Source organism: Candidatus Aramenus sp. CH1 (assembly GCA_022678445.1).
GTDB lineage: Archaea > Thermoproteota > Thermoprotei_A > Sulfolobales > Sulfolobaceae > Aramenus.
The window spans coordinates 1-26,015 of sequence record JALBWU010000011.1 but is presented as its reverse complement, the minus strand read 5'-3'; the positions used below and the strand labels follow the sequence as shown (position 1 = coordinate 26,015).

28 protein-coding genes, 1 tRNA gene and 1 pseudogene are annotated in these 26,015 nt (G+C 46.3%); 14 read left to right on the top strand and 16 right to left on the bottom strand.

The features are described 5' to 3' along the window. The first annotated feature begins 7 nt into the window (after positions 1–7). The 5 genes from MPF33_09630 to MPF33_09610 are packed head-to-tail and all read left to right on the top strand — an operon-like array spanning position 8 to position 4,965. On the top strand, positions 8–619 hold the full coding sequence (locus MPF33_09630) for a uroporphyrinogen-III synthase (GenBank protein ID MCI2415482.1): 612 nt from the start codon (positions 8–10) through the stop codon (positions 617–619). After that, on the top strand, positions 619–873 hold the full coding sequence (locus MPF33_09625; GenBank protein ID MCI2415481.1) for a hypothetical protein: 255 nt from the start codon (positions 619–621) through the stop codon (positions 871–873). The genes MPF33_09630 and MPF33_09625 overlap by 1 nt, the downstream gene beginning before the upstream one ends. A 2-nt stretch (positions 874–875) precedes the next feature. Beyond that, a complete protein-coding gene (locus tag MPF33_09620) occupies positions 876–2,483 on the top strand; it encodes an alkaline phosphatase family protein (protein ID MCI2415480.1) in 1,608 nt (535 codons plus the stop codon). Beyond that, positions 2,480–3,871 (top strand): (2Fe-2S)-binding protein, encoded by a 1,392-nt coding sequence (locus MPF33_09615; GenBank protein MCI2415479.1) that lies wholly within the window; start codon positions 2,480–2,482, stop codon positions 3,869–3,871. Before MPF33_09620 ends, MPF33_09615 begins: the two co-directional genes overlap by 4 nt. A 2-nt stretch (positions 3,872–3,873) precedes the next feature. Continuing rightward, the gene (locus MPF33_09610) at positions 3,874–4,965 is read left to right on the top strand and encodes an FAD-binding oxidoreductase (GenBank protein ID MCI2415478.1); all 1,092 of its coding nucleotides are present in this window, start codon (positions 3,874–3,876) and stop codon (positions 4,963–4,965) included. Here MPF33_09610 and MPF33_09605 read toward each other — a convergent pair. After that, the gene (locus tag MPF33_09605; protein MCI2415477.1) at positions 4,962–5,945 is read right to left on the bottom strand and encodes an MBL fold metallo-hydrolase; all 984 of its coding nucleotides are present in this window, start codon (positions 5,943–5,945) and stop codon (positions 4,962–4,964) included. The two genes, MPF33_09610 and MPF33_09605, sit on opposite strands and share 4 nt — an antisense overlap. Before the next feature lie 28 nt (positions 5,946–5,973). Continuing rightward, entirely contained in the window at positions 5,974–7,770 is a 1,797-nt protein-coding gene (locus tag MPF33_09600; protein MCI2415476.1) for an ATP-dependent DNA ligase, read from the bottom strand. 143 nt (positions 7,771–7,913) lie between these two features. Between MPF33_09600 and dcd the strand changes: the two genes are divergently transcribed. Further along, positions 7,914–8,432, top strand: coding sequence for a dCTP deaminase (gene dcd, locus MPF33_09595; protein MCI2415475.1), 519 nt, complete (start codon positions 7,914–7,916; stop codon positions 8,430–8,432). Positions 8,433–8,435: 3 nt separating this feature from the next. Here dcd and MPF33_09590 read toward each other — a convergent pair whose 3' ends face one another. From MPF33_09590 to MPF33_09570, 5 genes are all read right to left on the bottom strand, one after another. Continuing rightward, positions 8,436–9,107: a CopG family transcriptional regulator gene (locus MPF33_09590; protein ID MCI2415474.1), complete on the bottom strand. Its 672-nt coding sequence runs from the start codon at positions 9,105–9,107 to the stop codon at positions 8,436–8,438. Between the two features lie 58 nt (positions 9,108–9,165). After that, entirely contained in the window at positions 9,166–9,867 is a 702-nt protein-coding gene (locus MPF33_09585; protein ID MCI2415473.1) for a thioredoxin family protein, read from the bottom strand. 66 nt (positions 9,868–9,933) lie between these two features. Then, positions 9,934–10,590: a TIGR00296 family protein gene (locus tag MPF33_09580; protein MCI2415472.1), complete on the bottom strand. Its 657-nt coding sequence runs from the start codon at positions 10,588–10,590 to the stop codon at positions 9,934–9,936. Continuing rightward, positions 10,481–11,026 carry a hypothetical protein gene (locus MPF33_09575; protein MCI2415471.1) on the bottom strand — a complete coding sequence of 182 codons (546 nt, stop codon included), beginning with the start codon at positions 11,024–11,026 and terminating at the stop codon, positions 10,481–10,483. Before MPF33_09575 ends, MPF33_09580 begins: the two co-directional genes overlap by 110 nt. Positions 11,027–11,029: 3 nt before the next feature. Then, positions 11,030–11,278 (bottom strand): hypothetical protein, encoded by a 249-nt coding sequence (locus tag MPF33_09570; GenBank protein ID MCI2415470.1) that lies wholly within the window; start codon positions 11,276–11,278, stop codon positions 11,030–11,032. 19 nt (positions 11,279–11,297) lie between these two features. Between MPF33_09570 and MPF33_09565 the strand changes: the two genes are divergently transcribed. From MPF33_09565 to MPF33_09555, 3 genes are read left to right on the top strand one after another with little or no spacing between them, the layout of a single operon-like run. Next, positions 11,298–13,118 (top strand): NFACT family protein, encoded by a 1,821-nt coding sequence (locus tag MPF33_09565; GenBank protein MCI2415469.1) that lies wholly within the window; start codon positions 11,298–11,300, stop codon positions 13,116–13,118. Positions 13,119–13,131: 13 nt separating this feature from the next. Further along, positions 13,132–14,001: a serine/threonine protein kinase gene (locus MPF33_09560; GenBank protein ID MCI2415468.1), complete on the top strand. Its 870-nt coding sequence runs from the start codon at positions 13,132–13,134 to the stop codon at positions 13,999–14,001. Then, complete coding sequence (locus MPF33_09555; protein MCI2415467.1) at positions 13,998–15,824, top strand: DUF460 domain-containing protein; 1,827 nt, start codon at positions 13,998–14,000, stop codon at positions 15,822–15,824. The genes MPF33_09560 and MPF33_09555 overlap by 4 nt, the downstream gene beginning before the upstream one ends. On the opposite strand, the gene MPF33_09550 is transcribed toward MPF33_09555, so the two are convergent. Both MPF33_09550 and MPF33_09545 read right to left on the bottom strand, forming a co-directional pair. Further along, entirely contained in the window at positions 15,798–17,009 is a 1,212-nt protein-coding gene (locus tag MPF33_09550) for a methionine adenosyltransferase (protein MCI2415466.1), read from the bottom strand. The genes MPF33_09555 and MPF33_09550 overlap by 27 nt on opposite strands. A 34-nt stretch (positions 17,010–17,043) precedes the next feature. Next, positions 17,044–17,307 (bottom strand): U6 snRNA-associated Sm-like protein LSm6, encoded by a 264-nt coding sequence (locus tag MPF33_09545; protein ID MCI2415465.1) that lies wholly within the window; start codon positions 17,305–17,307, stop codon positions 17,044–17,046. Between the two features lie 99 nt (positions 17,308–17,406). Between MPF33_09545 and MPF33_09540 the strand changes: the two genes are divergently transcribed. Continuing rightward, positions 17,407–17,691 carry an ArsR family transcriptional regulator gene (locus MPF33_09540; protein ID MCI2415464.1) on the top strand — a complete coding sequence of 95 codons (285 nt, stop codon included), beginning with the start codon at positions 17,407–17,409 and terminating at the stop codon, positions 17,689–17,691. Here MPF33_09540 and MPF33_09535 read toward each other — a convergent pair. Beyond that, positions 17,680–19,275, bottom strand: coding sequence for a CTP synthase (locus tag MPF33_09535; protein MCI2415463.1), 1,596 nt, complete (start codon positions 19,273–19,275; stop codon positions 17,680–17,682). The two genes, MPF33_09540 and MPF33_09535, sit on opposite strands and share 12 nt — an antisense overlap. A gap of 96 nt (positions 19,276–19,371) precedes the next feature. On the opposite strand from MPF33_09535, the gene MPF33_09530 reads away from it, so the two are divergent. Beyond that, entirely contained in the window at positions 19,372–20,052 is a 681-nt protein-coding gene (locus MPF33_09530) for an orotidine 5'-phosphate decarboxylase (protein MCI2415462.1), read from the top strand. 15 nt (positions 20,053–20,067) lie between these two features. After that, positions 20,068–20,544, top strand: coding sequence for a hypothetical protein (locus tag MPF33_09525; GenBank protein ID MCI2415461.1), 477 nt, complete (start codon positions 20,068–20,070; stop codon positions 20,542–20,544). A gap of 30 nt (positions 20,545–20,574) precedes the next feature. On the opposite strand, the gene MPF33_09520 is transcribed toward MPF33_09525, so the two are convergent. From MPF33_09520 to glmM, 3 genes are read right to left on the bottom strand one after another with little or no spacing between them, the layout of a single operon-like run. Then, positions 20,575–20,991 carry a DUF2153 domain-containing protein gene (locus tag MPF33_09520; GenBank protein ID MCI2415460.1) on the bottom strand — a complete coding sequence of 139 codons (417 nt, stop codon included), beginning with the start codon at positions 20,989–20,991 and terminating at the stop codon, positions 20,575–20,577. Between the two features lie 47 nt (positions 20,992–21,038). After that, positions 21,039–21,425, bottom strand: a complete 387-nt coding sequence (locus tag MPF33_09515; GenBank protein ID MCI2415459.1) for a Trm112 family protein — start codon at positions 21,423–21,425, stop codon at positions 21,039–21,041. Beyond that, positions 21,422–22,789: a phosphoglucosamine mutase gene (gene glmM, locus MPF33_09510; protein MCI2415458.1), complete on the bottom strand. Its 1,368-nt coding sequence runs from the start codon at positions 22,787–22,789 to the stop codon at positions 21,422–21,424. Before glmM ends, MPF33_09515 begins: the two co-directional genes overlap by 4 nt. 135 nt (positions 22,790–22,924) lie before the next feature. Between glmM and MPF33_09505 the strand changes: the two genes are divergently transcribed. Next, positions 22,925–22,998 (top strand) — tRNA-Gly (locus MPF33_09505). Positions 22,999–23,029: 31 nt separating this feature from the next. On the opposite strand, the pseudogene MPF33_09500 reads toward MPF33_09505, so the two are convergent. After that, positions 23,030–23,119, bottom strand: a pseudogene (locus MPF33_09500) (putative integrase). Between the two features lie 275 nt (positions 23,120–23,394). On the opposite strand from MPF33_09500, the gene MPF33_09495 reads away from it, so the two are divergent. Next, positions 23,395–24,393 (top strand): FAD-dependent oxidoreductase, encoded by a 999-nt coding sequence (locus MPF33_09495; GenBank protein MCI2415457.1) that lies wholly within the window; start codon positions 23,395–23,397, stop codon positions 24,391–24,393. A 3-nt stretch (positions 24,394–24,396) separates the two neighbouring features. Here the strand turns inward: MPF33_09495 and MPF33_09490 are convergent, their stop codons facing one another. Beyond that, positions 24,397–25,560 (bottom strand): NAD(P)/FAD-dependent oxidoreductase, encoded by a 1,164-nt coding sequence (locus MPF33_09490; GenBank protein MCI2415456.1) that lies wholly within the window; start codon positions 25,558–25,560, stop codon positions 24,397–24,399. A gap of 257 nt (positions 25,561–25,817) precedes the next feature. Next, the coding region (locus MPF33_09485) for a hypothetical protein (protein MCI2415455.1) at positions 25,818–26,015 on the bottom strand (198 nt) is incomplete at its 5' end.

Below are 26,015 nucleotides of genomic sequence, written 5' to 3'. Positions count from 1 at the left end.
GCTAAGGATGCACGGAATCGAGGTCGTCCATGTCCCACTTTTTCGAGTTAGGTGTTTAGAATACCGTGTGGACCTAACTCCATTTGAAGGAGTAGCGTTTACGAGTAAGAACTCGGTGGAATGTTTCAAGGACTGGGATAAGGTTAAGGATAAGAAAATATTTGCAATTGGCAAGTCCACACATGGGCTAATAGCTTTAAAGGGCTTCTTTTCGGTCCACCCTGAGGAGTACGATAGTGTTCACCTGGCTCGCCTTATATTACAAAGTGGTGTGAAATCAGTTGCGGCGTTTAGAAGCAGGAAGGCTACGCCGTGCATGAGGAATATCCTTTCAAGTTCAATTAAGTACGAGGAAATCTACGATTACGACGTAGAGCCCCTAGAGGAGAACTTGAGAAAAGCGGAAAGAGTCCTGAGAAATAGGGAGGTGGAAGTTGTCGCCATAACAAGCTCGGAAATAGCTAAAACGGTAGCTAGTTTTTTAACTAATGAGATTAAAGTTGTTAGTATAGGTCCAATGACCTCAAAAACCCTCAGCTCTTTAAGGCCTGACATTACATTTATAGAGAGCAACGAACACGATTTCGAGGGTATAATTAAAACACTAGGTGAAAAATGATGGAAGACGTTAAAGACATACTCGTGAAGATATTAAAAAAGGAAGATCCCAACTTTGTTGAAGAGAGCCTCGACGTAAAGTACGTCCAAAACTTTAACGATGAGAGGTACGACGCATTTGGAGAGTTCCAAGGCACTCACGGAGTTTACGAGTTCGCGATAAGCTTTGACAGGAAGGGTAACGTAAAGAGGAACCACATAAACCTTATAAGGCCAAGTAAATTGGACAGAGAGCTTCACGACAAGTTGAAGTAAAGGTGGATTTTTTGAAAGTCTTATTAACGATAGTTGACGGAATGGCCTTTCACCTCTTTGAGAAGTTCGTCTACTCCTTGGACGAGTTCAAGGAGTTAGTGGAAGGGGGATGCTATGGGCCCTTGGAAAGCACTTACCCTTCTATTACTCCAGTTGCTCTGGCTTCAATGGCAACTGGACTTTACCCTAAGAACAACGGCGTGGTAAGCACTAAGGTATTTGTGAAGGGAAGAAAGATCTCTAGTCCCCTAACCGCCTACAACAGCAACACGTTAATCGCGGAGCCTATATGGAACATCCTTTCCAAGAGGGGACTTAAGACTCTAGTCACCTCCTCTCCACAAGCATTGCCCGACAAATGGAAGAACCAGAACACTGTGCTCTTTGACCCATACAAGTCAAAGCTTGGAAAGTGCAGTGAAGGATTTCTCCTCAAAACAGGAGAGAGCGAAGTTCTAGGAGGAAAGTGGAAAGTGGAGAAAGAGGGGGAGGAGTTTAAGGTAACCATTGACACTTCTGAGGGCAAGACAGAAGTGAAGGGGAAGCAAGGTGAGTGGGTGGGTCCAACAGAGTTCTCCGCTTTATGTAACGAGAAGAGCTTCAAGGGACTATCGTTCTTCCACTTTAGGGAGAACGACGTATATGTGACGCCACCTAGTTTCTTAACAAAGTGGGGGAACAGGGACGATCTCCTGCAGGAGGTATGGGAAAAGGTGTCTAAGAGGACGGGCATGTTGCTTGACGGAGACTACAGGTCGCTGAGCAAGGGAGCCATAACTTTAGAGGAGTACTTGAAGACCGCTGAGCTCTCCTACAATTTCTTCTTCGACTACTCCAATTTCCTTCTCCGACGAGTTGAGTGGGACTTTGCAATAACGTATTTGCCCACAGTCGACAACTTTCAGCACCTTTTCTATGGAATAGACAACGGTAAAGCCTTTGATTACGTCTACCAAGCGTATAAGCATGCTGGGAAGTTCGTTAAATCCTTGATAGACCTCCCCGACGTCATGATAGTCGCTTCCGATCACGGGATCGAGAAGGTTAAAAAGAGGGTCTACGTGAACAAGATCTTGGAAAGGATTAACGTTCTTAAGGTGTCCAACGGCAGGATAGACTGGAGAAAGACCAAGGCTTATTACGCTGGTGGAGGGATCATAAGGGTTAACTTAAGGGACAGGGAAGAACTAGGGATAGTGAGCAGGGAAGAGTTCCCAAAGCTCATAAATTACATAGTTAGAAACCTCGAGAACTACGTAGATCCAGTAACCAATGAGAAGATATTCCCTATGATATACGAGAAACAAGTCCCCGCCGACGATAGGGAGGGGGACATAGAATTAACAGTGGCTAGCTACTACGCCATGAGCTCAAACGTTGAGAAGGATAAGGAAATAGAAGACGTAGTCCCATACAAGAACGCCAGCGGAGACCACGGTTACTACAGGAAGGACGACATGTACGGCGTAGTCATACTATACGGAAAGGGAATAGCAAGGGGTAAGAAGGTTAACGCGAAGATCGTAGACATTGTACCTACTATCTTGAGGCTTTTTGATGTAAATTATAATAAGCTAGACGGCAAACCTATCATTGAAGCCTTAAGATGACATGTATAAGGAGTAAGAGGCATAGGCGGTGTAGGTCCCCAAAGGACTGCGAATACGGCCTGCCTTACACTGAGGTTGTTGAAGGGGGAAAAAGGAGGAGCGCTTGTGAGAACCTCGAGTGGGGCTTCTCCTCGCTTTACTTTCCGTTCAGTAATGACTTGATCCATAGTGGAATTCTAAAAAAGGCTCCTTTCCTGCTCAAGTTCGTTCCAGGCCTCCTTAATCTTCCTTCCCACTACGCTCCAGTAGGAGAGAGCATAGTTGAAAAAATCTCCTTGGATACGTTAATAATAGGGGGAGGGGTCTCAGGGCTTTCCGCTCTTGAAGGACTGAGTAACTCAATAGTTGTGGCCACGGACCTCAACGACCAAGTGTTCTTTGACCCCCTAGCTGACAGCTCTCTCGTCAAGAAGTTAAAGGAAATAGCAAAAAGCTCCGAGGAGAAGGTAATTAGAGGAGTAGTTCTGGGGAGATTTGAGGAAGGAATAGTCGTAAAGACGGGCAACAAACTCCTCGTAGTGAACGCCAAGAGGGTAATTATATCCAATGGTGGAAGGTATATTCCACCGATATTCAATGGTAATGACCTTCCCGGCGTTATTTCCAGAAACCTTTACTTGAGGCTCAGGAGTAAGCTTAAAAGAGTAGTAGTCGTGGGCTCCTCAGACGACGCGTTAAGAACCGCGATGGTTTCTGGAGGAAAGGTCTTGGTCAAGAGGGGGATAGAGAGCTTTTCCAAGTACTGGAGAGAAAGGGCCAAGGAAATGGGAGTAGAGGTGATCCAGGTCGACACTCTTCAATTAAAGAGAAAAGGGAAGAAGCTAGTTGTCTACTCTAACGGGATAAACGAGGAAGTGGACGCCGTAGTATTTGCGGTGATAAAACAACCAAGGATTGAGCTGATGAGTAACCTTGGCGTAAGGTACAAGTTTTACCCTTTCTCTCACGTCTACCTGCCGGAGCACGACTACGCTGGGTCAGCAGGCCACGAGATCGCGGTGTCCGGGGGAAGCAGGGGAATTTCGGACTACGAAGTCTCCTTCTTGAGCTCAAAGGTGCTCTTAGATGACAGATACCTAGACCAACTTAAGTCGGAGCTAAAGGAGAGGGAAACGCACTTGCTTAACTTTTACTCGGGGGCTTGGGAAAGCAGGGATTCCCCATATTTGTTTAGCCGTGGAGGCTACGTTTGCGAGTGCGAGGACGTTACCTTTCACGACTTAGAAAAAGCCCGCCTTCGGGGATACAAAAGCGTCGAAGAAGTGAAAAGGGTGACTGGCTTGTCCACGGGCAGTTGCCAGGGAAAGATATGCACGTACTTGGCAGGAAGTTATTTGAGGAGCGACGAGCTAATAACGTTTAGGTCACCACTTTACCCAATGTGGTAACCATGATCCTAATAGTTGGCGGTGGAAGCCACGGGTTAAGCTTAGCTTATCATCTACACAAGATGGGCGTAAAGGACGTTGTAATCATCGAGAAGAAGAGGATAGGCTATGGGTCGAGTAGCAGGAATGCAGGAAGGTTCAGATACCATTTTTACAGCAGGGAAAACGTAGAGTTTGCTCTGGAGGCCATAAAGTACCTAGAGAGATCCGCTAAGGAACTCCGCTATAACGCCCTTCTATACAGATCGGGGTACTTGTGGATATTAAGCGAGAGGCTTCTTGACTACTTCAAAAAGCTCCACTCGCTTTGGGCGTCTTTAGGCGTAGGAGGAAAATTCGCGGAATGCGGAGAATTCGACTTCCTTAAGGTAGAGGACAATTGCTACTTTGCGCCCCAGGATGGAGCCTTTCACCACGACTACATACTCTACAGCTACTTCGAGGAAATAAGAAGAGACGTAAAGATGATCTACGGAGAGGTAAAGGGCGTCGTAGGTGAGGGGAGGGTAAAGGGAGTGACTACTGGCGATGGGAGGTTCATCGAAGGAGACAAAGTGGTGATAACGGCAGGGGCATGGAGCTCCCAAATAGTACCAGACCTCCCGATTTACCCTGAGAGGAAGCAGATATTCATTACAGAGGACTTAAAGTACAAAGTAAAGCCACTAGTTATCGACTTAGGCAAGGACGTCTACTTCTCCCAGACATTGAAGGGGGAGATCATTGGAGGGGTGGAGTCGACCAGTGAGAGAGGTTACCTCCCCTTTACGGTAAGCCTAGATGAAGCCCTAAAGTTCCTTAGGATCGTAAGAGGTCTCATAAGGGGTGCAGAGGGAATAGGTATAATGAGGGGATGGAGCGGGTATTACGAGATGACCCCGGACCACTCTCACGTAATGGGCTTTTCAGAAAACTGGCCAGAAGGACTATACGTGGACGCAGGCTACAGCGGACATGGAATGATGTTTTCCCCGTTCTCCGGGAAACTAATGGCGGAGCTCGTAGCAGACGGGAAAAGGAACAGGTTCTTCGACGTGTTTTCCCCAGACAGGTTCCAGAAAAACAGGCTTGTGAGGGAGGAGATGGTAATTTAGGGCATGCTTATCGCCTTTTTCTTAAGCCTCTCATTAATGTATTTGGCGAGGTCGTTGGAGTACCCCTTTCTCCCTCCGTCTACTATGACGAGACTGGCGGAGGAGTTGTCTACGTAATATATCGTCTCTTCGAAGTCCCCGTGATCGCTGAAGGCAACGGAGACTGAAGAGCTGTCTATTCGCTTAAATGGCTTGTCGAACTGCCAGCCCGTGAGCACGAAATTTGTGAACCCTTTCTCCCTGTTCCTAAACTCATGAAAGTGCTTAAACTCAACGTACCAGCCCTCCTTTAAGATCTCACTGGCATGGGGGTCGTTCCTGTTAAATACCTCCCCTATCTCCTCTCCGTATTTCTTGGCCACCATAGTTAAGTCGTAGACTTTTCCCTCCGCAACGAAAGGGGCTATTACTTGTGCCCTCCTGAGAAACTTCATCACCTCTTGGATCTTTCCATGATAGGCGTATATCCTCACAGGTCCACTGACAAGGGCGTCGTTGACGTAGTCCGGAAAGAGGGAGTTCACCTCCTCCTTGAACGGTCTCCTAAATTCCGGCCTACCGTAGGTCGAGTCAATTACGAGAATGTCGGGGTTCAATATTGGCGTCCCTTTCCCCGGATTCTTGAAGTCCCCAGTGTAAGCCACTGTGGTGCCGTCCTTCAAGGTTATCATAACTTGGGCAGAGCCCAATATGTGTTCAGCTGGCTTAAGCACTACTGACTCGTCTTCTACGTGAAGCCTTAAGTCGTACTTGAGGCCTAACCTCTTCTTCTGCGGTATCTTGTGCCCAAGCACCTCCAACGCGTCCAAGGTCTGGGGAGTTGCGACGACTCCGTTGCACTCCTTAACGCTCTTAGAGAGGTCAACTATGTGGTCCGAATGAAAGTGTGTCACGACCCTAAAGTTCCTCTCTGAATGCCCGTCAATTGTAAAGTTCTCCCCTACTATTATGGCACCATTGGCTTCGATTTTTACGTGCATAAAATAAATTGGCGTAAGGCGTTTTATATTAGATGCTCTCGCCACTCTTCTCAGTTATCTTCTTTAACTGGGAGTTGTACATCTCGTAGATTTCCTGGTTTGTTGTGGCGTCTTCCGGGCTCTTGTCTGGCCTCCACCTTATAAACCTTGGGAACCTAATCGAGAGCCCTCCGTTTTCGTACTTGTCGCTACAGCACGTGTGTTGCGGGGATATGGTGATCTCTGCGCCTATTATCTCGGCAACTAAAGAAGGCGTCACCCAGATGTCTGGAACCATTTTAGAGTCAACCCTTGGGTGTTTGTCTTGCCTCTTGAGCTCCTCAACCCTCTTCTGAAGCTCGTCCAGTTCCTCATCGCTAAAGCCAGACGCCACCTTACACACAGTCTCGAACACGTCTTTCTCCGGGTTGTAGGCTGCCATTAATAGCGAACTGTACTTTCCCCCTCTTTTACCCTTTCCATAGAACGCCCCTACTACCACTAGGTCAACAGTGTCTGCCATCTCGCTCTGGTAGTCCCTCTTGAACTTAATCCATAACCATCCCCTCGATCCAGCCTGGTAGTTAGAATCGCTAGATATGGACTTGACCATAACGCCCTCGGCTCCTTCTGAAATAGCCTGGAAGAAGAATTCCTTTAGCTTCTCCACGCTGTCGACCACAATATGCGTCGCAATGTGTACCTTATCGTTTTCAGATATTATGGACTCCAGCTTGCTCCTCCTCTCCAGAAGGGGCTTAGTCGTGTAGTCTTCTCCCTCATAATACATAAGGTCGAACAGGAAGACGTTTACTGGGTACTCCTTTATTGCCTCGTGGATATCCGTCTTCCTCTTCCTGTGCATGAGCTCCTGGAACGGCCTCATCTCACCGCTTTCTGGGTCAACGGGGACTATCTCTCCCTCTATTATGAACTCGTTGCCCTTCACGTAGTTAGTCACGTACTCTATTACGTCCGGGTACTGGTTTGTTATATTCTCGAGCCTTCTCGAGAATATGTAGACTTTGTCCCCGGCCTTGTGTATTTGAGCCCTCTCCCCGTCGTACTTGTAATCCACTAAGGCAACTCCGTTTACCTTTTTCAGCATCTCTGCAGGATCGGAAAGCCTCTCAGCTAACATTGGCCTAATTGGAATACCCGGCATGGGCTTCATGGACTTTATTGCCTCTATGCCCCTTTCCACTAGTACTCTCGCTATATTTCCTAGGTCTGCCCTGAGGTTGTATGCCCTCTCCACTATGTTCCTATCAGCCTCTCCTCCCCCGAACGTTATTGCAAGTGCGTCTAGAATGGTCGCGTCGCCTATACCCACCCTTAACCTACCGTCTACGAACCTGACGAGGTACTTCGCCTCAACTGGGGTGGCCTTCTTCAGTAGGCCCGCGAGGAGCCTTATCTTTATGTCCCTGCTCCCTTCTCCCTGAGCAGTAGCTATCTTCACCAAGTTTTCGTAAGTCTCCTCCACGGTAAGGCCTTGAGCACTCTGGGCTCCCAGAAACGAGAGTATGCTCGATGATTGAGACTTCTTTTTTAGCTCAAAGGCCACCTGTCCTAGGTCTCCCAACTTTTTAAATAGGCTATCGACTTCATCCTCCTTAACTCCAGTGGCAATGGAGATGGCCTTTATTAGGAATTTCTCGCCTATTCCTATCTCAGGTTGACCAGAGAAGTCTGGCCACAATTTGCCTTGAATTAGGTAGACTATTTTGTCTATGACGCTCTTATCTGTCTGCTTAAAGAGATCAGCTAAAATAGAGGTAAGCTGAATCCTTGAGCTTATCTTCTCGAGACGGTCGAAGTACTCAGCTATAATTTTAAACTCCATAAATTATTATCTTCATGTCAGCGTTATTAACGTTTGATGATGAATAAAGGCAATAGGAGTTGGTGACTTGTCAGAGTTACACTGACCCTGGAATATTAACCCACAATGTCTTTAAGTAAACGGGAGAAAATGTTTGTTTAGACATGATACTTGGAGACAGAGATCTAAAATACTACCTTGAGAAAAAGTGGATACTCATTGAGCCAATAAGCGACGACACAGTGAGGGAGAACGGCGTTGACCTGAGAGTAGGTGAGCAGATAGCGAGGTTCAAGAAGACGGACAGGGTGTACACAGTGGGGGAAGACTTAAGCGACTTTTACGACATCGAAAACGGTAGCGAGTTCGTAATATACCCGCAGGAACACGTCCTCCTGACGACTAAGGAGTACGTGAAGTTGCCCAACGACATAATGGCCTTCGTCAACATAAGGTCTTCCTTCGCCAGGCTGGGGTTAATGGTGCCCCCTACAATTGTCGACGCGGGTTTTGAGGGCCAGGTAACAATAGAGGTCATAGGGAGCTCCTTCCCCGTGAAGGTCAAGGCGGGTACTAGGTTCATCCACTTAATTTTCGCTAAGACCTTGACCCCAGTTGAGAACCCATATAAGGGGAAGTACCAAGGTCAAAGGGGGGTGACCTTACCTAAGTTCATAGGTTAAGCACTACTGCACGAACTTCCAAGACTTCGAGGAGCTATCAAAGTATATGTACGCAGCTTCCTTTAGCTTCTGGAACATCTTAAACTCCCTCTTGCCTAGCTGTTGCTTCGCAGTTTCGTCGTCTTGTGCCGATAACTTCGAGAGTTTGTCTACGAAGCTATTATAGAAGTTAGGGTCGACTGCTATCCTCTCCTTCTCTGTGACTATGATCTTTGCTCCTTCCCTTTCCAGTTTTTCAAAGAACCTATCCGGATCCTTCAGCTTTAGCTCGCTTTCGAAGATGACCCCTTGCTCCGACAGGATATCTAGGGCAGTCTTTTTCTCCTGAGCAGTAGGCGGTCTCTGCGATTTCTCCTTTGGTTGGAGCTCCTTAGGTTTGGGGCTCTTCTCTTCGAAGGAATCAACCCTCTCCTGGAGGTCTGCAAGCCTTTTCTTAAGATCCTCAATTTGAGAAGTAAACGGGTTGATCATGTCTTGTACTTTCCTTTCTATTTTTCGCAGCATTTCTTCATAATTGACGCTCTCGACCCGTGAAGAACTTGAAGGGGCTAAAGCAGAGCTCGAGAGTAACTTAGACCTCACGTACTCCGTTAACAGAACGTAGCCCTCCCTTCTTGCCTCCTCCTCGAGCTTTGCATATTCCTCGTCTGTGAGTTTAATTATAATGGTCTTCATTATCCTTAAAACTTGAACCCTATTCGTTATAAACTTAATGAAAAACAGGGCTTGGGTATTACTTCTGTTTTTGGACTAGGGTATCAATGAAGTTTTCCTCGTTTGGTACTCCTATGAACTCCACTGACTCGTTCACAGCAAGGGTTGGGACAGACATTACTTGGTACTTCTCGGCTATATCCTGGTTCTCGTATGCCTCAACTACGTCAGATATGATGTTGCATTTACCTGCCTTACAGGCCTCATAAGCTACCATGTGAGATAGCAGAGCTGCGTAAGGACAATATGGACAAGATGGAGTCACCACTACCTCGACCTTTACTTGTCCGTTTAGTTTTTCCTTTATCGCGTTGACGGTCTCTGAACTTAGACCGCTTTCTCCTTGCGAGAGCCTCACTATAGTTTCCACTAGCGCCCTTATCTCCTCGCCTAGTGGAGCTCCGGTCCACCTGATATACCCCTTGTAGAACGCTACTGTCGGAACCCTAGATACGTTAAATTCCGAGAACAGAGCTTTATCGCTCTCCTTCGCCCTGTCCACAACGTGGACCTTTAGTAAACTAGACCCGCTCTCGTCTTTAGGTGCAGCTTTGCTCACAAAATCGAGGAACTTTCTCGTTACCTCGCAGTAATTACAGTTCCTGTCCGAAGAGTCTATAAATACATACACGTCTACGGGACCTTTCATGTCTTTAAGGGCATCCTGCAAAGCACTTTCAACTTCTGGCGTGAATAACTCTGCATATTCCTCTTCTGACATGGAATTCACTCCCAATACTTTATCTTTGTAACCTAAAAAGTTATATATGATAAAGACCTTGCACTTTCATTCCTCCCCTAGTCTCTTGCACTTGACTTCTGAGGGCTTGATCATTATCACGTTGTCCGGTTCTATTTCCCTGAATATTATACCCTTGAACCTCTTAACCTTAACATCTTCGTAAAGCCAACAGTCTGGACTAAGTCCCGCCTTTATACACGTCTCAGCAAGGAAAGTCTCAGAGTCCCAGCAGTACTCCATAGGGACTTGAGGCAGGAGTAACCCGCTGTAGAGGATACCTTTCTCCACTATAAGCCCGTCTTCGCCAACCTTGATAACCTTAGGTAATTCCGTTTTAGGCACGTCAACCACTTCTGGCTTTGTCAAAACCGTGACCTCTATTATCACATCCTGAAACTCCTCCCTTCTAAGGGGCGGAAATCTAGGGTCCGAGAACGCAGCGGCAATTGCAGCGTTATACACTATGTCCTTTAATGGAGCTACAGCCTCTATGTACCCTATACAACCCCTAAGAGAGTAGGTGTTTCCCCTCTTAGTCTCTAGAGTTACAAAAGCCAAGCCCTTCTTATTCAGAATTTCATCTGAGATGTCTTCAGACTTGTCTATTAACTTCAGCTTCGACATTATCGCTAGTCTGGCTATCCTTACTAGCTTTTTCCCTTCCTCTAGGTTTAGTTCCTCTATTGTCACTAGATCCTTCATTACTTTCTACTCTGCTCTGTGCCTTAATAAGAATCTCCTCAATAGTCCTCCAATGTCTCCCCTTCCAGTAAACCTTCTTACACCTAGAACACTGCCACTTGTTTTCCCCAACCTTCAACAATATGCCGTTACATTCGGAACACCTAGTTGCGTCCACGTTTACGTGGAGGTCTATCCTGTACTTCTTCGCCAATTGAGCTAGCGTATTCACAATGTCGTAGTCCGGGTTAACCATAAAACACTCGAGCCCCTTTTTCCTAGCCCTATTGCACAGTCCCCTATCCCTAGTGACTATTATCCTTTTTTGCTCTTCAGCAGTCTTAATTATCTTCCAGTCCTCGTAGCTACTGTCGTAAAGGGTATCGTAGCCTAGAATCCTGAGCCACCGCGCCAACTTTCCGAGCATGGCGTCTACAATGAACTTTTGAGTCTGCATGTGTCAAACTAGGATATTATATACCAAGACCAGTATTAAAAACCAAGCAACAACGTACGTCAGTGTTCCCTTTCCGAACAACAGCCACTTCTTCCCGTGCTTAAACATAACGTAGACTACGAGCACGGACAGTACATAACCTATTAGGGCCACGACGCCGGCTGAGACAATCGAGCCCACAAAGCTCGATATAGCACCTGCAACAACCCCCAATACACCTCTCAAAAGCAATATTTTATCTTCGATATCCATATCATGTGTGTAAGGGAAGATGTCTTTAAAGTTTGCAACGAAGACCTCTATGAGCTACTACGACCTCGTGGCGTGGATAAGTGAAAACTCTAACTTAGTTAACTGCAGAATTGACAACGTTTACTCTACTGTTATTCCCAACGTCTTTGTCTTTAAACTGCACTGTCCACAAGGGATCAAGGAACTGATAATTGAGCCAGGGAGGAGAATTCACTTCACCAAGTATGAAAGGGAAAAGACGTTGGACACGAAGGCAAGGATATTGAGGGAGCACGTTAGGGACGCTTCTATAAGGAGCGTAAGTATTGTAAACGACGAGAGAATACTGAGGATTGATTTAAGTAACGGTAACTCAATTTACGTCGAGCTACTGCCCAGGGGTCTGTTAGTCGTCGCTGACCAGCAGAACAAGGTTTTGTTTTCGACCGAGTACAGGGAATTTAAGGACAGGACGATAAGACCAGGGCACCAGTACTCTGCGCCTCCAAAACCTACAATGGACGTCAAGGAAATAGAAAAAAACTTACAGAAGGGGAACTTGAGTAGGGTACTAGGAGCTCCACAGGATATCATAAGTTACTTGGGAATCCGAGCCAACAGCTTAAGTGAGCTAGAAGAGGCTAAGAGGAAGCTTAAGGAGTTTGAGGACCAGCTTAAGAACGGTCACGTTACACCGTGTTACAGCGAGAATAACGTCATGCCAATAAGGTTTGAGAACTGCGTGGAGGCAAAGTCATTTAACGACGCACTCGACGAGTACTTCACCAAACTGGAAAAAGTAGAGGCTGTGAAGAGAAAGTCAGAGAAAATCGAGGAGGAAAAGAAAAGGCTAGAGAGCTCTATTAACCAATTGCTCTCCACCATAGACGAGTACAAGAAGGAAGAGGAAAAGTTGAGGACTATTGGAAGACTTATAGTGAGTAATTACCAGCTGGTAGAGGACGAAATAAAGAGGAACGCCAAGAAGTTTACATTGAAGCTAGACGGTTACGAGGTGGAAATAGACCCCAAGCTATCTGCAATGAAAAACGCCTCAAAGTACTTCGACGAAGCGAAGGAATACTCGCAAAAGGCTAAAAGGGCGGAAGAAACGCTTGAGGAGCTAAAGAAGAAACTCCAGAGCTTAAGCGCTGAAATAGAGGAAAAGAACCGGGAGTCTGCAATATCGTTTAGGAAAAAGGAGTGGTACGAGAAGTACAGATGGTCATTCACTAGGCACGGGTACCTGGTGATAGCGGGAAAGGACCAGGACCAAAACGAAAGCATTGTGAGAAAGCTACTAGGAGAGAGGGACATATTCCTCCACGCTAACATACAAGGTGCAGCAGCCACCGTAATAAAGGACCCTGAGGGTATACAAGAGGAAGACATGAGGGACGCGGCAGTTATAGCAGCGTGTTACTCAAAGGCATGGAAAGTTGGGCTAGGTTCTGTGGACGTCTTCTGGGTCTATGGAAGTCAAGTTTCCAAGTCTCCGCCTGCAGGAGAGTACTTGCCCAAGGGTTCGTTCATGATTTACGGTAAAAAGAACTTCGTCAACAACGTAAAACTCGAGCTAGCTGTAGGCGTATGCAAGGGTGAGAACGAGGTCAGAGTGGAGGCTGGGCCTGTGGACACAATCTCAGAAAAATGCGACGCTTACGTAGTTATTGCCCCAGGAGGAACAGACCCTGGCAAAGTTGCAGAAAAGATAGCCAGAGATTTTTCCAAGAAACTCGAGTTACCTGCAAAGGTAATTGCCAACGAGATTACTAAGCTTATGCCTGGAAGGAGCGAGATAAAGAAGGTCGAGGTAAAAAACACCGCTTCAACAAACAATAATAACCCAATTTCCCATTAATATTTTAGAAATTATGCCTTTAGCCAGTTTAGCAGAGAAGACTTCTTTAGTATCGTCTTCTGATTACGCTATTCTCAAGACCTTGATAGAGCTAAGAGACCTTTACGAGTACGTACCAAAATCGGTGATCAAGGACAGGCTTGGTTTTACTAGCAAAGAGTTGGACGTGGCGTTAGTAAAGTTGGAGGGACTAAGGTTAATCTCCAGAGAGAGAATAAAAGGAGAGATATCCTATAGGTTGAGCTTCTCAGGGATTGACGTAGTGGCTACAAAAAGTCTTTACGCTAAAGGCGTCGTAAAGTCCCTCGGAGACGTAATAGGCGAGGGAAAGGAAAGTATAGTATATTATGGCTACGACTTCAATTACAACGTAATTGTAGTGAAGTTCCACAGGGTTGGGAGGACAAGTTACAGAAACGCACGTAAACTCCGTGGATACACCGAGAGGAAGAACTGGGTCTCAGTCACGCTCGACAACGCCAAGAGAGAATACGAGGCGTTAGAATGCGTCAATAAAAACATGGGATCTGTACCGAGGCCCCTGGGACTCGCTTACAATGGAGTAGCCAGCGAATTCGTTGAAGGAAACAAGTTAATATACGCTAATCTAAGTTCGCCAAAGGAGGTCCTCGACGTTATTCTAGGTACGATTAGGATAGCCTTTAACTACTGTGATGGGTTGGTACACGGTGATCTTAGCCCTTACAACGTAATTGTTGACAACTCAGAGAAACCGTATGTGATTGATTGGCCACAGTGGCAAAGACATAACAACGAACTTCTAAGAAGGGACTTGCTAAATATTCTTGACTTCTTCAGGAAGAAGTACAGGATCGAGTACGACCTAGACCAAGCTATAGAGTACGTAAGTGGTGGGCCATGAGGAAATTCCTGGGCATAGACATTGAGCCTAGGAATAGTCCTCTTTCAGCTTCACAGCCTAGGTACTCTATTGTAGTAATGGACGAAGTGGGTAACGTCATTCAGAAAATGGAGAACGTTCACCTAAGCAGGGTTATAAGGATAGCGTGGGAACAGGAAATTTCAGTTATTGCAACAGACAACGTCTACGAGTTAGGGAGCAGCGATAGGGAAGTAGTAAAGGTACTTAGCCTCTTTCCGGAGAGCGTTGAGGTAGTCCAAGTAACTTACCTGAATGGGGAGTTCAAGGACATAAGGGAGGTAGCTAAACTCTACGGCGTTGAGGTGCAAGGCAAACCAAATCCTCTGCGTACTGCGTATCTAGCCGCCCTTCTTGCATCTAAGGGAGCTGGCACTAAAATTAAACTAATAGAGAACAAGACCAAGATCATTATATCAAAGGGCAGAAGATCTGGACCAGGAGGTATGAGCTCTAACAGGTATAAAAGACATCTGAGAGGTCTTGTGCTAAGGGTCTTTAAACAAGTAAAGGAGGCCTTAGACAAGAACGGCTTTGACTACGACGTCATCGTAAAGAAAACTAAGGCAGGCATGGAGGGGGCTGTGTTCGTTGTTTACGCTTCCAGGGAGAGCCTATACGGGATAGTTAAGAAAATGAGGGGACACGACGTAAATCTTGAAATAAGACCAGTGTATAAGACTAAAATTGAATTCGCCGACAAGAAGGAGGCATCAAAGCCGCTAATCATAGGCATAGACCCTGGGATAGAAGTGGGGATAGCGGCAATAGACTTCTACGGAAAACCAGTACTTCTTGAAAGCAGAAGAGGTATAGATAGGGACGACATAATATCTTTAGTTAGAGAGAAGGGAGTCCCAGTTATATTGTCTACTGACGTTAATCCTTTGCCCGACACGGTGAAGAGGCTCGCCGGTGCCCTTAACTCAAAGATCTACGTTCCAGAAAAATCCTTGAGCGTTGACGAGAAGCAGGAAATGTTAAACCAGTACTGCGAGAGATTTGGGCTTAAGATAACGAATCCCCACATTAGGGACGCGCTGGCCGCTGCTTTAAAAGCGTATAACGAAGTGGAGAAGAAGATAAGGCAAAGCGAGAGCTTGATAAGAAGGTTCGACATTGACATTGACGAAAACGTGGTGTTTAGATGTATAATAAGTGGAAGTACACTTGCGGAGTGTATAGAAAGAGAAATCGAGAAGAAACTGGAGGGTAAGGAACAGCCTAAGCTAGTAATCACCTCAACCGCTCAACAAAAACCGTTGAAAAACATCGACGACGAGTTGACGTTCTTAAAACACGAGAACAATAGGCTAAGGGCTATCCTCAAAAATCTCTTTAAGGAGAAGGAGGAACTAGAGAAGAAGATTGAGGAGATTAGACTACAGTACAACACAGAAGTGCAGAAGGACAGGAAAATTTACGAGCTCAACAACATAATAGAGCAAAAGAACAAGGCCATACTTCAACTTCAAGAAGAGAACCTGAAAATAAAGGAGAAGATCGAAAGATACAACACGCTCATATCCGATTTACTTAGGGGAAAACTAGCTGTCGTTTCAAAGGACTCTCCGCTACTTTACGTTAATAACGGAAAGCTCTTTGCACTAGGTGAAGAGGTAAACGAGGAGTTGGCCCTTTACGTAGATGCCGACCTAGCCGTAGTGGATCCTAAGTTAATACAAGACTTGAAGGTCTTGCAGAGGGAGAAGGAGTTAAACCAGGATATTAAAGTGGATGACGTAAAGAGGTTAATCGAGAAATATAGGCTTTCTAGATTAAAAGAGCATAACTTTTCCGTCTAGAATTAGCTCAGTTATTTTTTGCATCGAATTGAGGTATTCCTCCACTACGCCGTTGATCTCGTTCTTCAAGTCATCGCTTATCCTCTCGTTGCCTGGATTGACCTCTACGTTAACTATTAACGGATCGTCAATGGGTCTGCCTATCTGACCTAGAACTTCCACTTGAGCGTTTAGCACGTGGGTCTCCTCGACCACTTTCTTAGCTATTAAGTTTGCCAGCACGTTGTATATTTTTCCGACGTGGTTCACTGGGTTCTTACCAGCAGTTGCCTCCAACGACATAGGCCTCATGGGAGTTATTAGCCCAACACCCCTATTACCCCTGCCCGTCATACCGTCATCTCCGTGCTCTGCGGAGGTTCCAGTGACGGTGAGGTAGTAAATACCGTTCTCTGGTTTGTCTCCTGTGTTCACAAACACCTTAACGTCGAAGTCCGGAGCCAGTTTCTTGGCCAAGTCCAGCACTTTCTCCTTCACTTGTTCCTTTACTGATAAGTAGTGCTGAGCATCGTCAATGAGCTGACTTATTGTAGCCATAGCTATAGTCAAGTAGATCTCCTTCCCTCTCCTGAGCCCCATTACTTTTACGTCTTCACCTACCTCTGGTAGTTCTAACTTTAGCCCCTTTGAGTTGAGGAACCTCTCCGTCTGAAAAACCAAGTTCTCGAGGGTAGAGTAGGGGGCGAAGCCTACCCCAAAGCTTGTATCGTTGGACAATGGTTTGGTCTTGCTCTTCTCGAAGATGCCAACTAAGTCAGCGGAACCTTTTCCTATTTTGTAGTCCACAATCACGTGCTTGTCAGCGTCGAGATACCTAAAGTTGTTCCTTATCCACTCCTTTACTGCGTCCAATATTATAGTCCCAACAGGTACGTTCTCCACTCCCTTTTCAGTCTTAACTTCAGTAGTAGCCCTACCAGCAACTATAACGTATATCGGGTGAAGGACTTCTCCTCCTTTGAATGTAGGGCTAGCTTGACCTCCAACAACCAGGGTCTTGTCCAAGTTGTGATGTAGTATAGTGTTGAACTCCTTAAGGTAGTAGAGCGAAAGCTTCCTACTGGCTTCCTCGGAGGCGGAGTCGGCTATGTAATCAGGATGTCCTACTCCCTTTCTCTCTACCAGCTCCACTTCAAGGTTGTCCATATTTGCGATTCTGGCAGGCTGAATGTTTATGTTTTTCATAGTAACTCAACTACCTACGTCTTTTTAAAAAAGCTTACTTCTCCCTGTCCATTATGCTTTCGTAGTCGACGCTGACAAACAGAATATTGCTCCCCCTTATGAGAACTCTCCCGTACTTCGCGACTGGGTCGCTGGAACCCTCGACCATCTCTGTGCAGTCCCTAAGTACTAGGTTCATGGTACCATCGGTCTGCTCTAGCCTTCCAATGTACTCAGAGCCGTCCTTAAGCTTCACGAGTACAATTTTATTAACTGCAGACCTCAAATTCTTTAAGGGATTCTCTACTTTAGTCTGCAAAATTTCTCTCCTCTTCTTACTACTTCATATAACCACTATAAAAGAATGACGCACAATGTGTGCAAATCCTTTTGAATGATACGAGGCAAGCTCTTCCACATGGACCTAGTCTTGGAAGACCCTGAGGAAATAATGAGGATCGCCGATGCCTTGTCCTCAATGACCAGGATAAATATCTTGAAAATAGTTGCGGAATCGCCAAAGAGTGTAACCGAGCTGAGCGAGGAACTGCAGATGACTAAGGGAAACGTGAGCAGTCAACTGGCCCTTTTGGAGAGCGCAGGCTTAATCGAAGTAGAGTACTCAAATGGAGTAAAAGGTATTAAGAAAATGGTAAAAAACAAATATGATAAGATAATAATTAACCTCAAGTCAAGCACTTAGGGTAGCTTTCAAGAACCCCACGAACAGGGGCGATGGATTTAGGGGCCTGCTCTTAAACTCAGGGTGTGCCTGCGTTGCTACGAAGAACCTATGGTTTTTGAGCTCTATCATTTCCACCAGTCCGTTCTCACTCACTCCAGATACAACAAGTCCTGCCTCCTGGAACTTGTCCACGTACTGCGGGTTAACCTCGTACCTGTGCCTATGCCTCTCGTACACCTCGCCCCTTCCGTAAAGGGAATACGCTATCGTCCCTGACTTTAGGATAATCTTCTGGGAGCCCAACCTCATAGTACCCCCGTACTGCGTGACCCTCTTCTGCTCGTCAAGAAGGGTTACTACAGGATGAGGAGTAGAGGGGTCAACTTCGGTTGTGTGAGCTCCTTCCAGTTTCAAGACGTTCCGCGCAAATTCCACAACTGCCAACTGCAACCCATAACATATGCCCAAGTAGGGTATGTCGTGGGTCCTAGCGTAGTTTATTGCCCTTATTTTACCTTCCACTCCCCTGCTACCGAAGCCGGGCAACACAATGATACCGTTCACCTTCCCTAAGATTTGGTCAAGGTTGACGTTGTTCTCTAGGTCCGTTGACTCTATCCAAACCAGCTCGGGCTTTACGCCCAAAGAGGCAGAAGCGTGGAGTATCGCCTCCTTAATGCTCAAGTAACTGTCCTTAAGCCTTGTGTACTTGCCTACCAGAGCTATCTTAACCTTCTTATCTCCGTCCTTTAATGATTCGACAAACTTCTTCCAGCTCTCGAGGTTTGGTGTTACGTCGTTTAGCTTGAGTTTCTCAGAAAGCTTTTGGGCTAAACCTTGCTCGTTCAAGATTAACGGTACTTCGTAGGCGGTTGAAACGTCGTAGCTAGAGAAGATGTAGTCGTACCTAACGTTAGTGAAAAGGGCTATCTTTTTCTTGGTCTCCTCGTCTAAACGGACTGTCGACCTCGCGATGATGATGTCGGGCTGTATCCCAATCCGCCTGAGCTCCTGGACGCTATGCTGGAGGGGCTTCGTTTTTAGCTCGCCTGTAACGTTAAGGTACTCAACAAGCGCCACGTGTACGAACACTACGTTGTTCTCCTCTTCCTCAAGCCTCAATTGCCTTACTGCCTCTAGGAAAGGCAAACTCTCTATATCACCTACGGTACCGCCTATCTCGATTATCACTATGTCGGCGTTCTCTAGCTTTCCCGCCTCCCTAATCATGGACTTTATCTCGTCAGTCACGTGTGGGATTATCTGCACTGTTTGCCCTAGGTACTTCCCTTGCCTTTCCTTCTTTACGACGTTAAAGTAGACCTTCCCGGCGGTAATGTTGTTGTGCTTAGTCATGTTTATGTCCAAAAATCTCTCGTAGTGTCCTAGGTCGAGGTCAGTTTCGGCTCCGTCCTCTGTCACGAACACCTCTCCGTGCATGTATGGATTCATCGTACCTGCGTCTACGTTTATGTAGGGGTCTACTTTTACCGCAGTTACCTTGTATCCCATGTTCTTTAAAAGAAGCCCTACGGAAGCTGCCACTGTGCCCTTTCCTACGCTTGACAGCACTCCTCCCGTCACTATCACATACTTAGCCATCCCTAGCAATCACAGTAACGCCTTTTCAACTTTCTAAAATAAAAACTCTTTTGTAGCTTAGCTTATTATTACTCAAACCGCTGAGTAATCGATATGATCAAGGAAAATATTCTTCAAAGCCTCAAGCAAAGAAAGCACCTTCAAGTAGCCCTTGACTTCATCGACCTAGAGGAGGCCGTTAAGGTGGCTGAAAAGTCGGTGGAGGCGGGTGTGGACATAGTAGAGGTTGGGACTCCGCTGTTAAAGTCCTCCGGTATAGGGGGAATTAGGAGGATCTTGGAAGTGTCAAGAGGTAGAGCAGTATTGGCAGATACGAAAACGGCGGACGCGGGGGACGTGGAAGTACAAATAGCTAAACTGGGAGGCGCTAGCATCATGACTGTCCTAGGTATAATGGACGACTCTACCATTGAATCGGCAGTAAAGAAGGCAAGGGAACTGGACGTACTAGTCCAAGCTGACCTAATAAACGTGAAGGACGTGGTAACCAGGGCAAAGGAGCTTAAGGAGCTAGGAGTGGACATAATAGGCCTCCACGTGGGACTAGACGTCCAGAAGAAACGCGGGATAACTGTAGCCGCACTGAAAGAGGAGATAAGGGAAATCTCCAAGTTCACCGCTGTGTCTGTTGCTGGTGGGTTAAACGGGAACGCTATAAGGGACTTGCTTGATATACCTATCAGCATCTACGTTGTAGGTGGGGCAATAACCAAGAGCAAAGACCCCTACTCAGCGACAAAGGAAATAGTTAATATAATAAGGGGTAATACAAAATAGGTAGAGGGGAATAGATTGTCACAACCATCTCAGACTTCTAAGTCCAAGGACCTTAAAGTAGTCACCCGTCAAGTGATAAATCCTTCAGTAGTTAAGGAGGACAAGAGAAAATTACAATTACTCTATATTATTAAGACCTTAAACTCGGTATCCGAGAAAGCTTTAACGCAGTTTCTCTACGAGGCTAAGGACAAGGGTTTCGATATGGGCTACCCCTTTAGCGTAATAGGGGGCAATGTTGTAAGCCAACAGTTAAAGGACGATATTACGTCGCTCCTCTACCTAGGTCTCATAGAGAACGACCCTGGTAACAAGAAACTAAAGCTAACCATGAGCGGAGAAGAGACGTTGGAGAGAAATATGTTGCTAATTGACGACGCTTTCAAGAACTCCTTTACTCAAGCCCTCAATGAGCTTAAAAACAAGGTCGTAGCCATAGACGAGGAGTACTCGTTAAAGCTAAGGTCTGAAAGAAGAAGTAGAAGAAGGTAAAAGTTTTTGAAATTCCTTTTTCCTTTCACTTCACATTGTCGTGAAGGTACCTCTTCTACTACTCTGCGTCTGCTGTTCTTCGAAGAGTGGTCTACTCCATATTAGTGGATCTAACTTTCCTTCCTTGCCCAGCTTAGTTATTAGTTCCTTTGCCTCAGAGGTGTGCCTAATGTCCAGTTCCAACAGCTCCCTCAGTATCTGCCAGCTTGTCCTCTTTACGTCCTCCAACATCTCTTTAGGCATGTGCCTTATGACCATGGGGTCTTGAAGCCACTGGTCAAAGGCCTTTATCGTCCTCATCATGTGCTGAAACGCTACCCTCGATTCAAGGATCAAGTCAAGCCTATCCAAATCCTTGTCCTGCTTTTCCATGTCCTTAAGCGTCGCCAGCAAGTTCTTCTGCATCTTTATCCACTCGTCTAAGTTAGATATAAAGGAACTTTCCATCGAGTTACACCAAATATACTATTGGCAAACCTATTAATAAGCTCATTTTAACTTTTCATGTTCACTGGCAAACCACTTTCCAGAACTTCCTTGGGGATCCTAGTTCTGTTTTTCTCGAGGAACCTCAAGTCCTCCTCTTTCTTCCTTAGGTTGTCGGGCAACATCCTCGGTATCTCGTCTATTATTGGATACCACCTCTTACAAGAGGTGCAGAAAAGGAGTCCCTCCACGATCTCCTTCCTGAAGCACTCGTCGCATGGCGGAGGTTGCTGTAGCTCCTTTATATAACTTCCCTTGTAAGCGCAGTAAAGCTCGCAGAGGGGCTTTTTTTCGTCAGTGCTCCTCTGAACCTCCCTGACCTCGAAGACGTATAGCTCTAAAGGAAACTTCTTGCACATGGGACACGCCAAAAGGTCTATTAGCCTGTACTTCAAGTTAAACTCCCCACAAACTTAACTAACTCTGAGGCTAAAGAGCTTGCCAGATTTTGATCCTTTGCCTCAATCATTATCCTTATTATTGGCTCTGTACCGCTTTTCCTAACTAGGAACCAGTAGTCCTTTGTCACTATTTTTACGCCATCAACGGTTATGATTTCCCCCCTGTTGCCGTAGGTGGCCTTAAGCTCCTTGTAGATCCTCTGTACATCTGAGGAGGGCTTTATCTCTACCTTTGTCTTCACAGGATAATACTGGGGGAGGGAGTCGAAGAGCTGGGCAGAGGTAGCGTTTTCGCTCGCCATGTATTCCAACATTAGGGCAAAGCTCATGGCTCCGTCCCTGACGTACTGGTGTACAGGGAATATGAAACCGCCGTTCTCCTCGAACCCGGCTATTCCCTTTTCCTCCATAAGGGCGTGGGCTATGTCCACGCTACCCACCTTCGTCCACTTCACCTCGATGTTAAACTTTGAGAGGAACTCCTCCACCAAGACGGAACTAGACACCGCCGTGAATATTCTCCTAGGGAACCCGCTCTCCTTAGTTGACGCCCAGTACGACAGTAGGGCTCCGCTCCTGTCCCCCCACTGCACTCTTCCCTTAGAGTCGATGAATATAGCCCTATCTGCATCGCCATCGTGGGCCACTCCCAAGTCAACTCCTAAGTCAGACGCTACCTTAGCCGTCTCCCTCAGACTGTCCATGGTAGGCTCAGGAGTCCTTGCCGGGAACAGAGGGTCGAGGTTGGTGTTTACCGCGTTTATTTTACAGCCAAGTTCCCTGGCAACAATGGGGGTAGTTATAGAACCTACGCTATTGGCGCCATCTATAAGCACCTTGTAACCCTTTTTCCTCACCTTTTCGACGTCAACGTGGGACAAGATGCCCTTAACGTACGTATCTATTACCCTGTCCTCTCTTTTGACGTCGTAGGTCAGATAGGTCCATTCTACGGCTGAGAACCTCTCTGAGAAGTAAATGTCCTCTATTACCTTTTCCTTTTCCCTGGACACTTCAACACCGTCCTTATCTATTACCTTAATGCCGTTGTACTGAGCTGGGTTGTGGCTAGCTGTTATTATGACGCCTGCATCATAACCCAGCGTCTTCACAGCGTACTGTAGGGCTGGAGTTGGTGCAAATCCGCCCTCATAAACCTTGACGCCTGCGCTCATCAACCCGCTCTCCACAGCCCTAGCGAACATGTCCCCTCCGGCCCTAGCGTCCCTTCCGAGTAGGATAGTAGACCCCTTTCCGAAGAAGGTCCCTATGGCCTTTCCCAGTTTCAGAGCTAGATCCGGGGTTAATTCCCTGTTTATAATTCCCCTGACACCGTCTGTACCAAATAACTTACCCATAGATTATAAGTAAAGTCGATGATTATAAACCTAAATAGGACCAAAAACGTTCAGAATTTCCAGCGCTAATCACCGAGGTCATTCGACCCTCTTCTCATCATTAAGTTTTTTAGCCCTTCTAGGTAAATTAGTATTGCGGCCGTAGTCTAGCCTGGTAGGACGCTGGCCTCCCAAGCCAGTGATCCCGGGTTCAAATCCCGGCGGTCGCACTGTGGGGTTCTGCCCCACAGTTTCCGTATTTTTCAATTTTAGGTAAATCTCAACCACATCAATTAAGGGGCAGACGTAAGTTTCCTTCATCCCGCCTTCAACGTTCTCTAGCTTATACACGTAATACCGACCTTCCCTCGCGCGTATAATGTAGTCGCCGTATTTATAACGGGTCTTCTATCTAATCTATCTAATTATCTCCACATCTGTATTGCGACAACGGGATTCCTTTATAGCTTCATCGCTCGCAAAAAGATTATTGGACCATGTAGACGACTAGGTACTTGCTGAAAATTCCATCTTTTTATAATATACATGAGCAAAACACTATTTGATATCTATTTATTAGATTTTAAAAATAAACTTTTAACTGTATTTTGAGAAGGTATACTGCCATGAGCAATTCGCATGAAGGAATATACGACGTTATAATTGTAGGCGCCGGTATTGCAGGACTAAGCGCCGCCCTTTACACCTCTAGGCAGAAGCTCTCTACCCTAGTAGTCTCCAAGGATCTAGGGGGTCAGCTTAACCTTACACAGCTAATAGAGAACTACCCAGCCATAAATGCTGATACGGGCATAGGGTTGGCTACAAAAGTAGAAAGTCAAGCCAAGAAGTTTGGCGCCAAGTTTATCTACGGCGAAGAAATTAGGGCGATATCAAAGGAAAGCGACTACTTTATCCTTAAGGGATTAAAGGGCGAGTACAAGGCTAAGGCAGTGATCCTGGCCTTTGGTAAGTCGCCAAGGGAGCTTAACGTCCCCGGGGAAAACGAACTTAAAGGAAAAGGAGTTTCCTATTGCGCCATCTGCGACGCTGCCTTCTTTAAAGACGTGCCCGCCGCAGTGGTGGGAGAAGGAGAGCCAGGACTTGAGGCAATAGAGTTACTCTCAAGGTATGCTAAGCCAGCGTACTACGTTTCCAGAACGCCACAACTGGTTGGAGAACCGGAAGTGGTAGACAGTGTAGCCAAGAGGAAAAACGTCGAGCTGTACTTGGGCTACACAGTAAAGGGTATCAAAGGAGAGAACAAGGTCGGGGCCATAGTAATAGAAAACTTAAAGACATGCGAGACTAAGGAGTTGAAGGTTGACGGAGTTATAATAGAGATGGGATACGAGCTTAGGACAGAGTTCTTAAAGGGTTTCGTGAAGCTAAACGAAAAAGGGGAGGTAATAGTGGACGAACTAGGTAGAACGTCAGTTGAAGGGGTATTTGCTGCAGGTGACGTCACCCAGACTCCTTACAAACAGGCTATAGTGGCGTCTGCTGAAGGCGTAAAGGCTGCCCTAAGCGCTTATAACTACTTAAGGAGCTTGAAGGGACTACCACCGGTAAATGTGGACTGGAAGGCTGAGAAAAAGAAAAGTGTTGTGACGTTTAGGTTGTGATTTTTATACTTTATATCCAAATAACCTTGACAAGTACGCTTGTTCCCAGTTGTCCTTCTGCGTAGTGTACTCCTTCTTTAACTGAGGGTCTTTTCCTGGCTTTGGAGGCGAGGAGGTCAAATCGAGGCTGAACTGCAGGCTAAGCGTCTCTAACTTGCCCTCTAAGTTTCCTAAGTAGGCCCAACCTACAAATGCGTACTGCACAGGGACTTTCTCTGAGAGTCCCTCCATCTCCATTATCTTGTTGGCGGCGAACAACGAGCTCTCAAACGCTATTTCTTGGTTCTTGGGAAATGGTAGTTTTGCTGCGTCTCCAACCGCCAAGACGTCGTCGTACTTGGGGTTCCTCAAGTCCTGCGGTGACCTCACGTCGGCGAAGTTCTCGCCAAGTCCAGCCTCAGATATAAATGACGGAGCCCTGTTCGGCTCTAACATCGCCAGCAAGTCGAACTTATACCTCTCACCGCTCGTCGTTACGACCTCGTTTTCACCTATCTCCGCTATCTCTTGGTTAGTCACCAGCTGAATCTTAGCTTGCTCAAGAGTCTTGGACACGACATCTGCTATGAACGGGGGCTGAGTCTTGTCGTTAGCGTCAATGAAAGTAATGTTAAACTTGTCCCTTACCCCCCTATTAACTAGGACTGTGTGAATCAGCATAGCAGTCTCCGTTGGAGCAGGAGCGCATCTATAGGGGGCCTTAGGTGCGTAAACTACCACGTTCCCGCTGTTCAAGCTCCACAACTTTTCCTTTAGGACGCTGAGCCTGCCTAAGTCGTAGACGTTAGTGACCTTCCACCAGTACTTGTCGTAGCCGTTGATCTTACTACCGTCGTAGACGACTCCCGGGGCTACTACCAAGTAGTCGTATGTAAGTTCCCCTGTTGATCCCATATAGGTCTCTGCTACGTAGACCTTCCTGTTTGCTGGATCGACCTTGTAGACGTTGCCCGTAATCACCTTAATCCCCTGCTTGCCCACCTCCTCATATCCTCTCGTCATCCTTTCGAGTCTTTGCTCTCCGGTTAATAGGAGAGGTCTGCTAGGTCCCGTTACGTAATAGTGGTCTTTGTTAACTACAGTTACGTCAAAGCCCTTACCCGCTAAAGTGGTGGCTACTCCCATTCCTCCTATTCCGCCACCTATTACAACTACCTTCTTTTTCATAGTTTAATGTTAATTTTGAAAAGAAATATAGGGTTATCCCCTCTTATACGAGTAGAAAAGTCTAAAAGCGTTAGTTCAATACTTTTATGTTACGGTTTATTATTACAATGATTATGCAACTTAATAAACTTTGTTGAAGAATTTACGGCAAATCCCTCTAACGTCATCACGTCACTCAGTTGGACTGAGAAGAGACCGTTTTAAGGTGGATCTGACCCCCTCCCCTCCCTGCGAGGGTTCTGCATAGGTCTAAGGCGTTACTCCCCTTTAAGGGAGATACTCCGTGATGTGAAGAGAAAGGAAAGAGCCAAAGCGTTGACAATCTTCTTAACTCCAAGTTTCACAATGTTTAACGCACTGTTGACGTCGCTGTGAAGTTTACGGCCAAAAGGACAGCTATCGACACCCCTTGGAATTTCTGTCAACCTTAACGTTATGGAAAGCGCAGAAACGCG

Coding starts and splice junctions, on each gene's coding strand:
- MPF33_09630 (MCI2415482.1), top strand. CDS start 8: ATGCACGGAATCGAGGTCGTCCATGTCCCACTTTTTCGAGTTAGGTGT.
- MPF33_09625 (MCI2415481.1), top strand. CDS start 619: ATGGAAGACGTTAAAGACATACTCGTGAAGATATTAAAAAAGGAAGAT.
- MPF33_09615 (MCI2415479.1), top strand. CDS start 2,480: ATGACATGTATAAGGAGTAAGAGGCATAGGCGGTGTAGGTCCCCAAAG.
- MPF33_09610 (MCI2415478.1), top strand. CDS start 3,874: ATGATCCTAATAGTTGGCGGTGGAAGCCACGGGTTAAGCTTAGCTTAT.
- MPF33_09605 (MCI2415477.1), bottom strand. CDS start 5,945: ATGCACGTAAAAATCGAAGCCAATGGTGCCATAATAGTAGGGGAGAAC.
- MPF33_09600 (MCI2415476.1), bottom strand. CDS start 7,770: ATGGAGTTTAAAATTATAGCTGAGTACTTCGACCGTCTCGAGAAGATA.
- dcd (MCI2415475.1), top strand. CDS start 7,914: ATGATACTTGGAGACAGAGATCTAAAATACTACCTTGAGAAAAAGTGG.
- MPF33_09590 (MCI2415474.1), bottom strand. CDS start 9,107: ATGAAGACCATTATAATTAAACTCACAGACGAGGAATATGCAAAGCTC.
- MPF33_09585 (MCI2415473.1), bottom strand. CDS start 9,867: ATGTCAGAAGAGGAATATGCAGAGTTATTCACGCCAGAAGTTGAAAGT.
- MPF33_09580 (MCI2415472.1), bottom strand. CDS start 10,590: ATGAAGGATCTAGTGACAATAGAGGAACTAAACCTAGAGGAAGGGAAA.
- MPF33_09575 (MCI2415471.1), bottom strand. CDS start 11,026: ATGCAGACTCAAAAGTTCATTGTAGACGCCATGCTCGGAAAGTTGGCG.
- MPF33_09570 (MCI2415470.1), bottom strand. CDS start 11,278: ATGGATATCGAAGATAAAATATTGCTTTTGAGAGGTGTATTGGGGGTT.
- MPF33_09565 (MCI2415469.1), top strand. CDS start 11,298: ATGTCTTTAAAGTTTGCAACGAAGACCTCTATGAGCTACTACGACCTC.
- MPF33_09560 (MCI2415468.1), top strand. CDS start 13,132: ATGCCTTTAGCCAGTTTAGCAGAGAAGACTTCTTTAGTATCGTCTTCT.
- MPF33_09555 (MCI2415467.1), top strand. CDS start 13,998: ATGAGGAAATTCCTGGGCATAGACATTGAGCCTAGGAATAGTCCTCTT.
- MPF33_09550 (MCI2415466.1), bottom strand. CDS start 17,009: ATGAAAAACATAAACATTCAGCCTGCCAGAATCGCAAATATGGACAAC.
- MPF33_09540 (MCI2415464.1), top strand. CDS start 17,407: ATGGACCTAGTCTTGGAAGACCCTGAGGAAATAATGAGGATCGCCGAT.
- MPF33_09535 (MCI2415463.1), bottom strand. CDS start 19,275: ATGGCTAAGTATGTGATAGTGACGGGAGGAGTGCTGTCAAGCGTAGGA.
- MPF33_09520 (MCI2415460.1), bottom strand. CDS start 20,991: ATGGAAAGTTCCTTTATATCTAACTTAGACGAGTGGATAAAGATGCAG.
- glmM (MCI2415458.1), bottom strand. CDS start 22,789: ATGGGTAAGTTATTTGGTACAGACGGTGTCAGGGGAATTATAAACAGG.
- MPF33_09495 (MCI2415457.1), top strand. CDS start 23,395: ATGAGCAATTCGCATGAAGGAATATACGACGTTATAATTGTAGGCGCC.
- MPF33_09490 (MCI2415456.1), bottom strand. CDS start 25,560: ATGAAAAAGAAGGTAGTTGTAATAGGTGGCGGAATAGGAGGAATGGGA.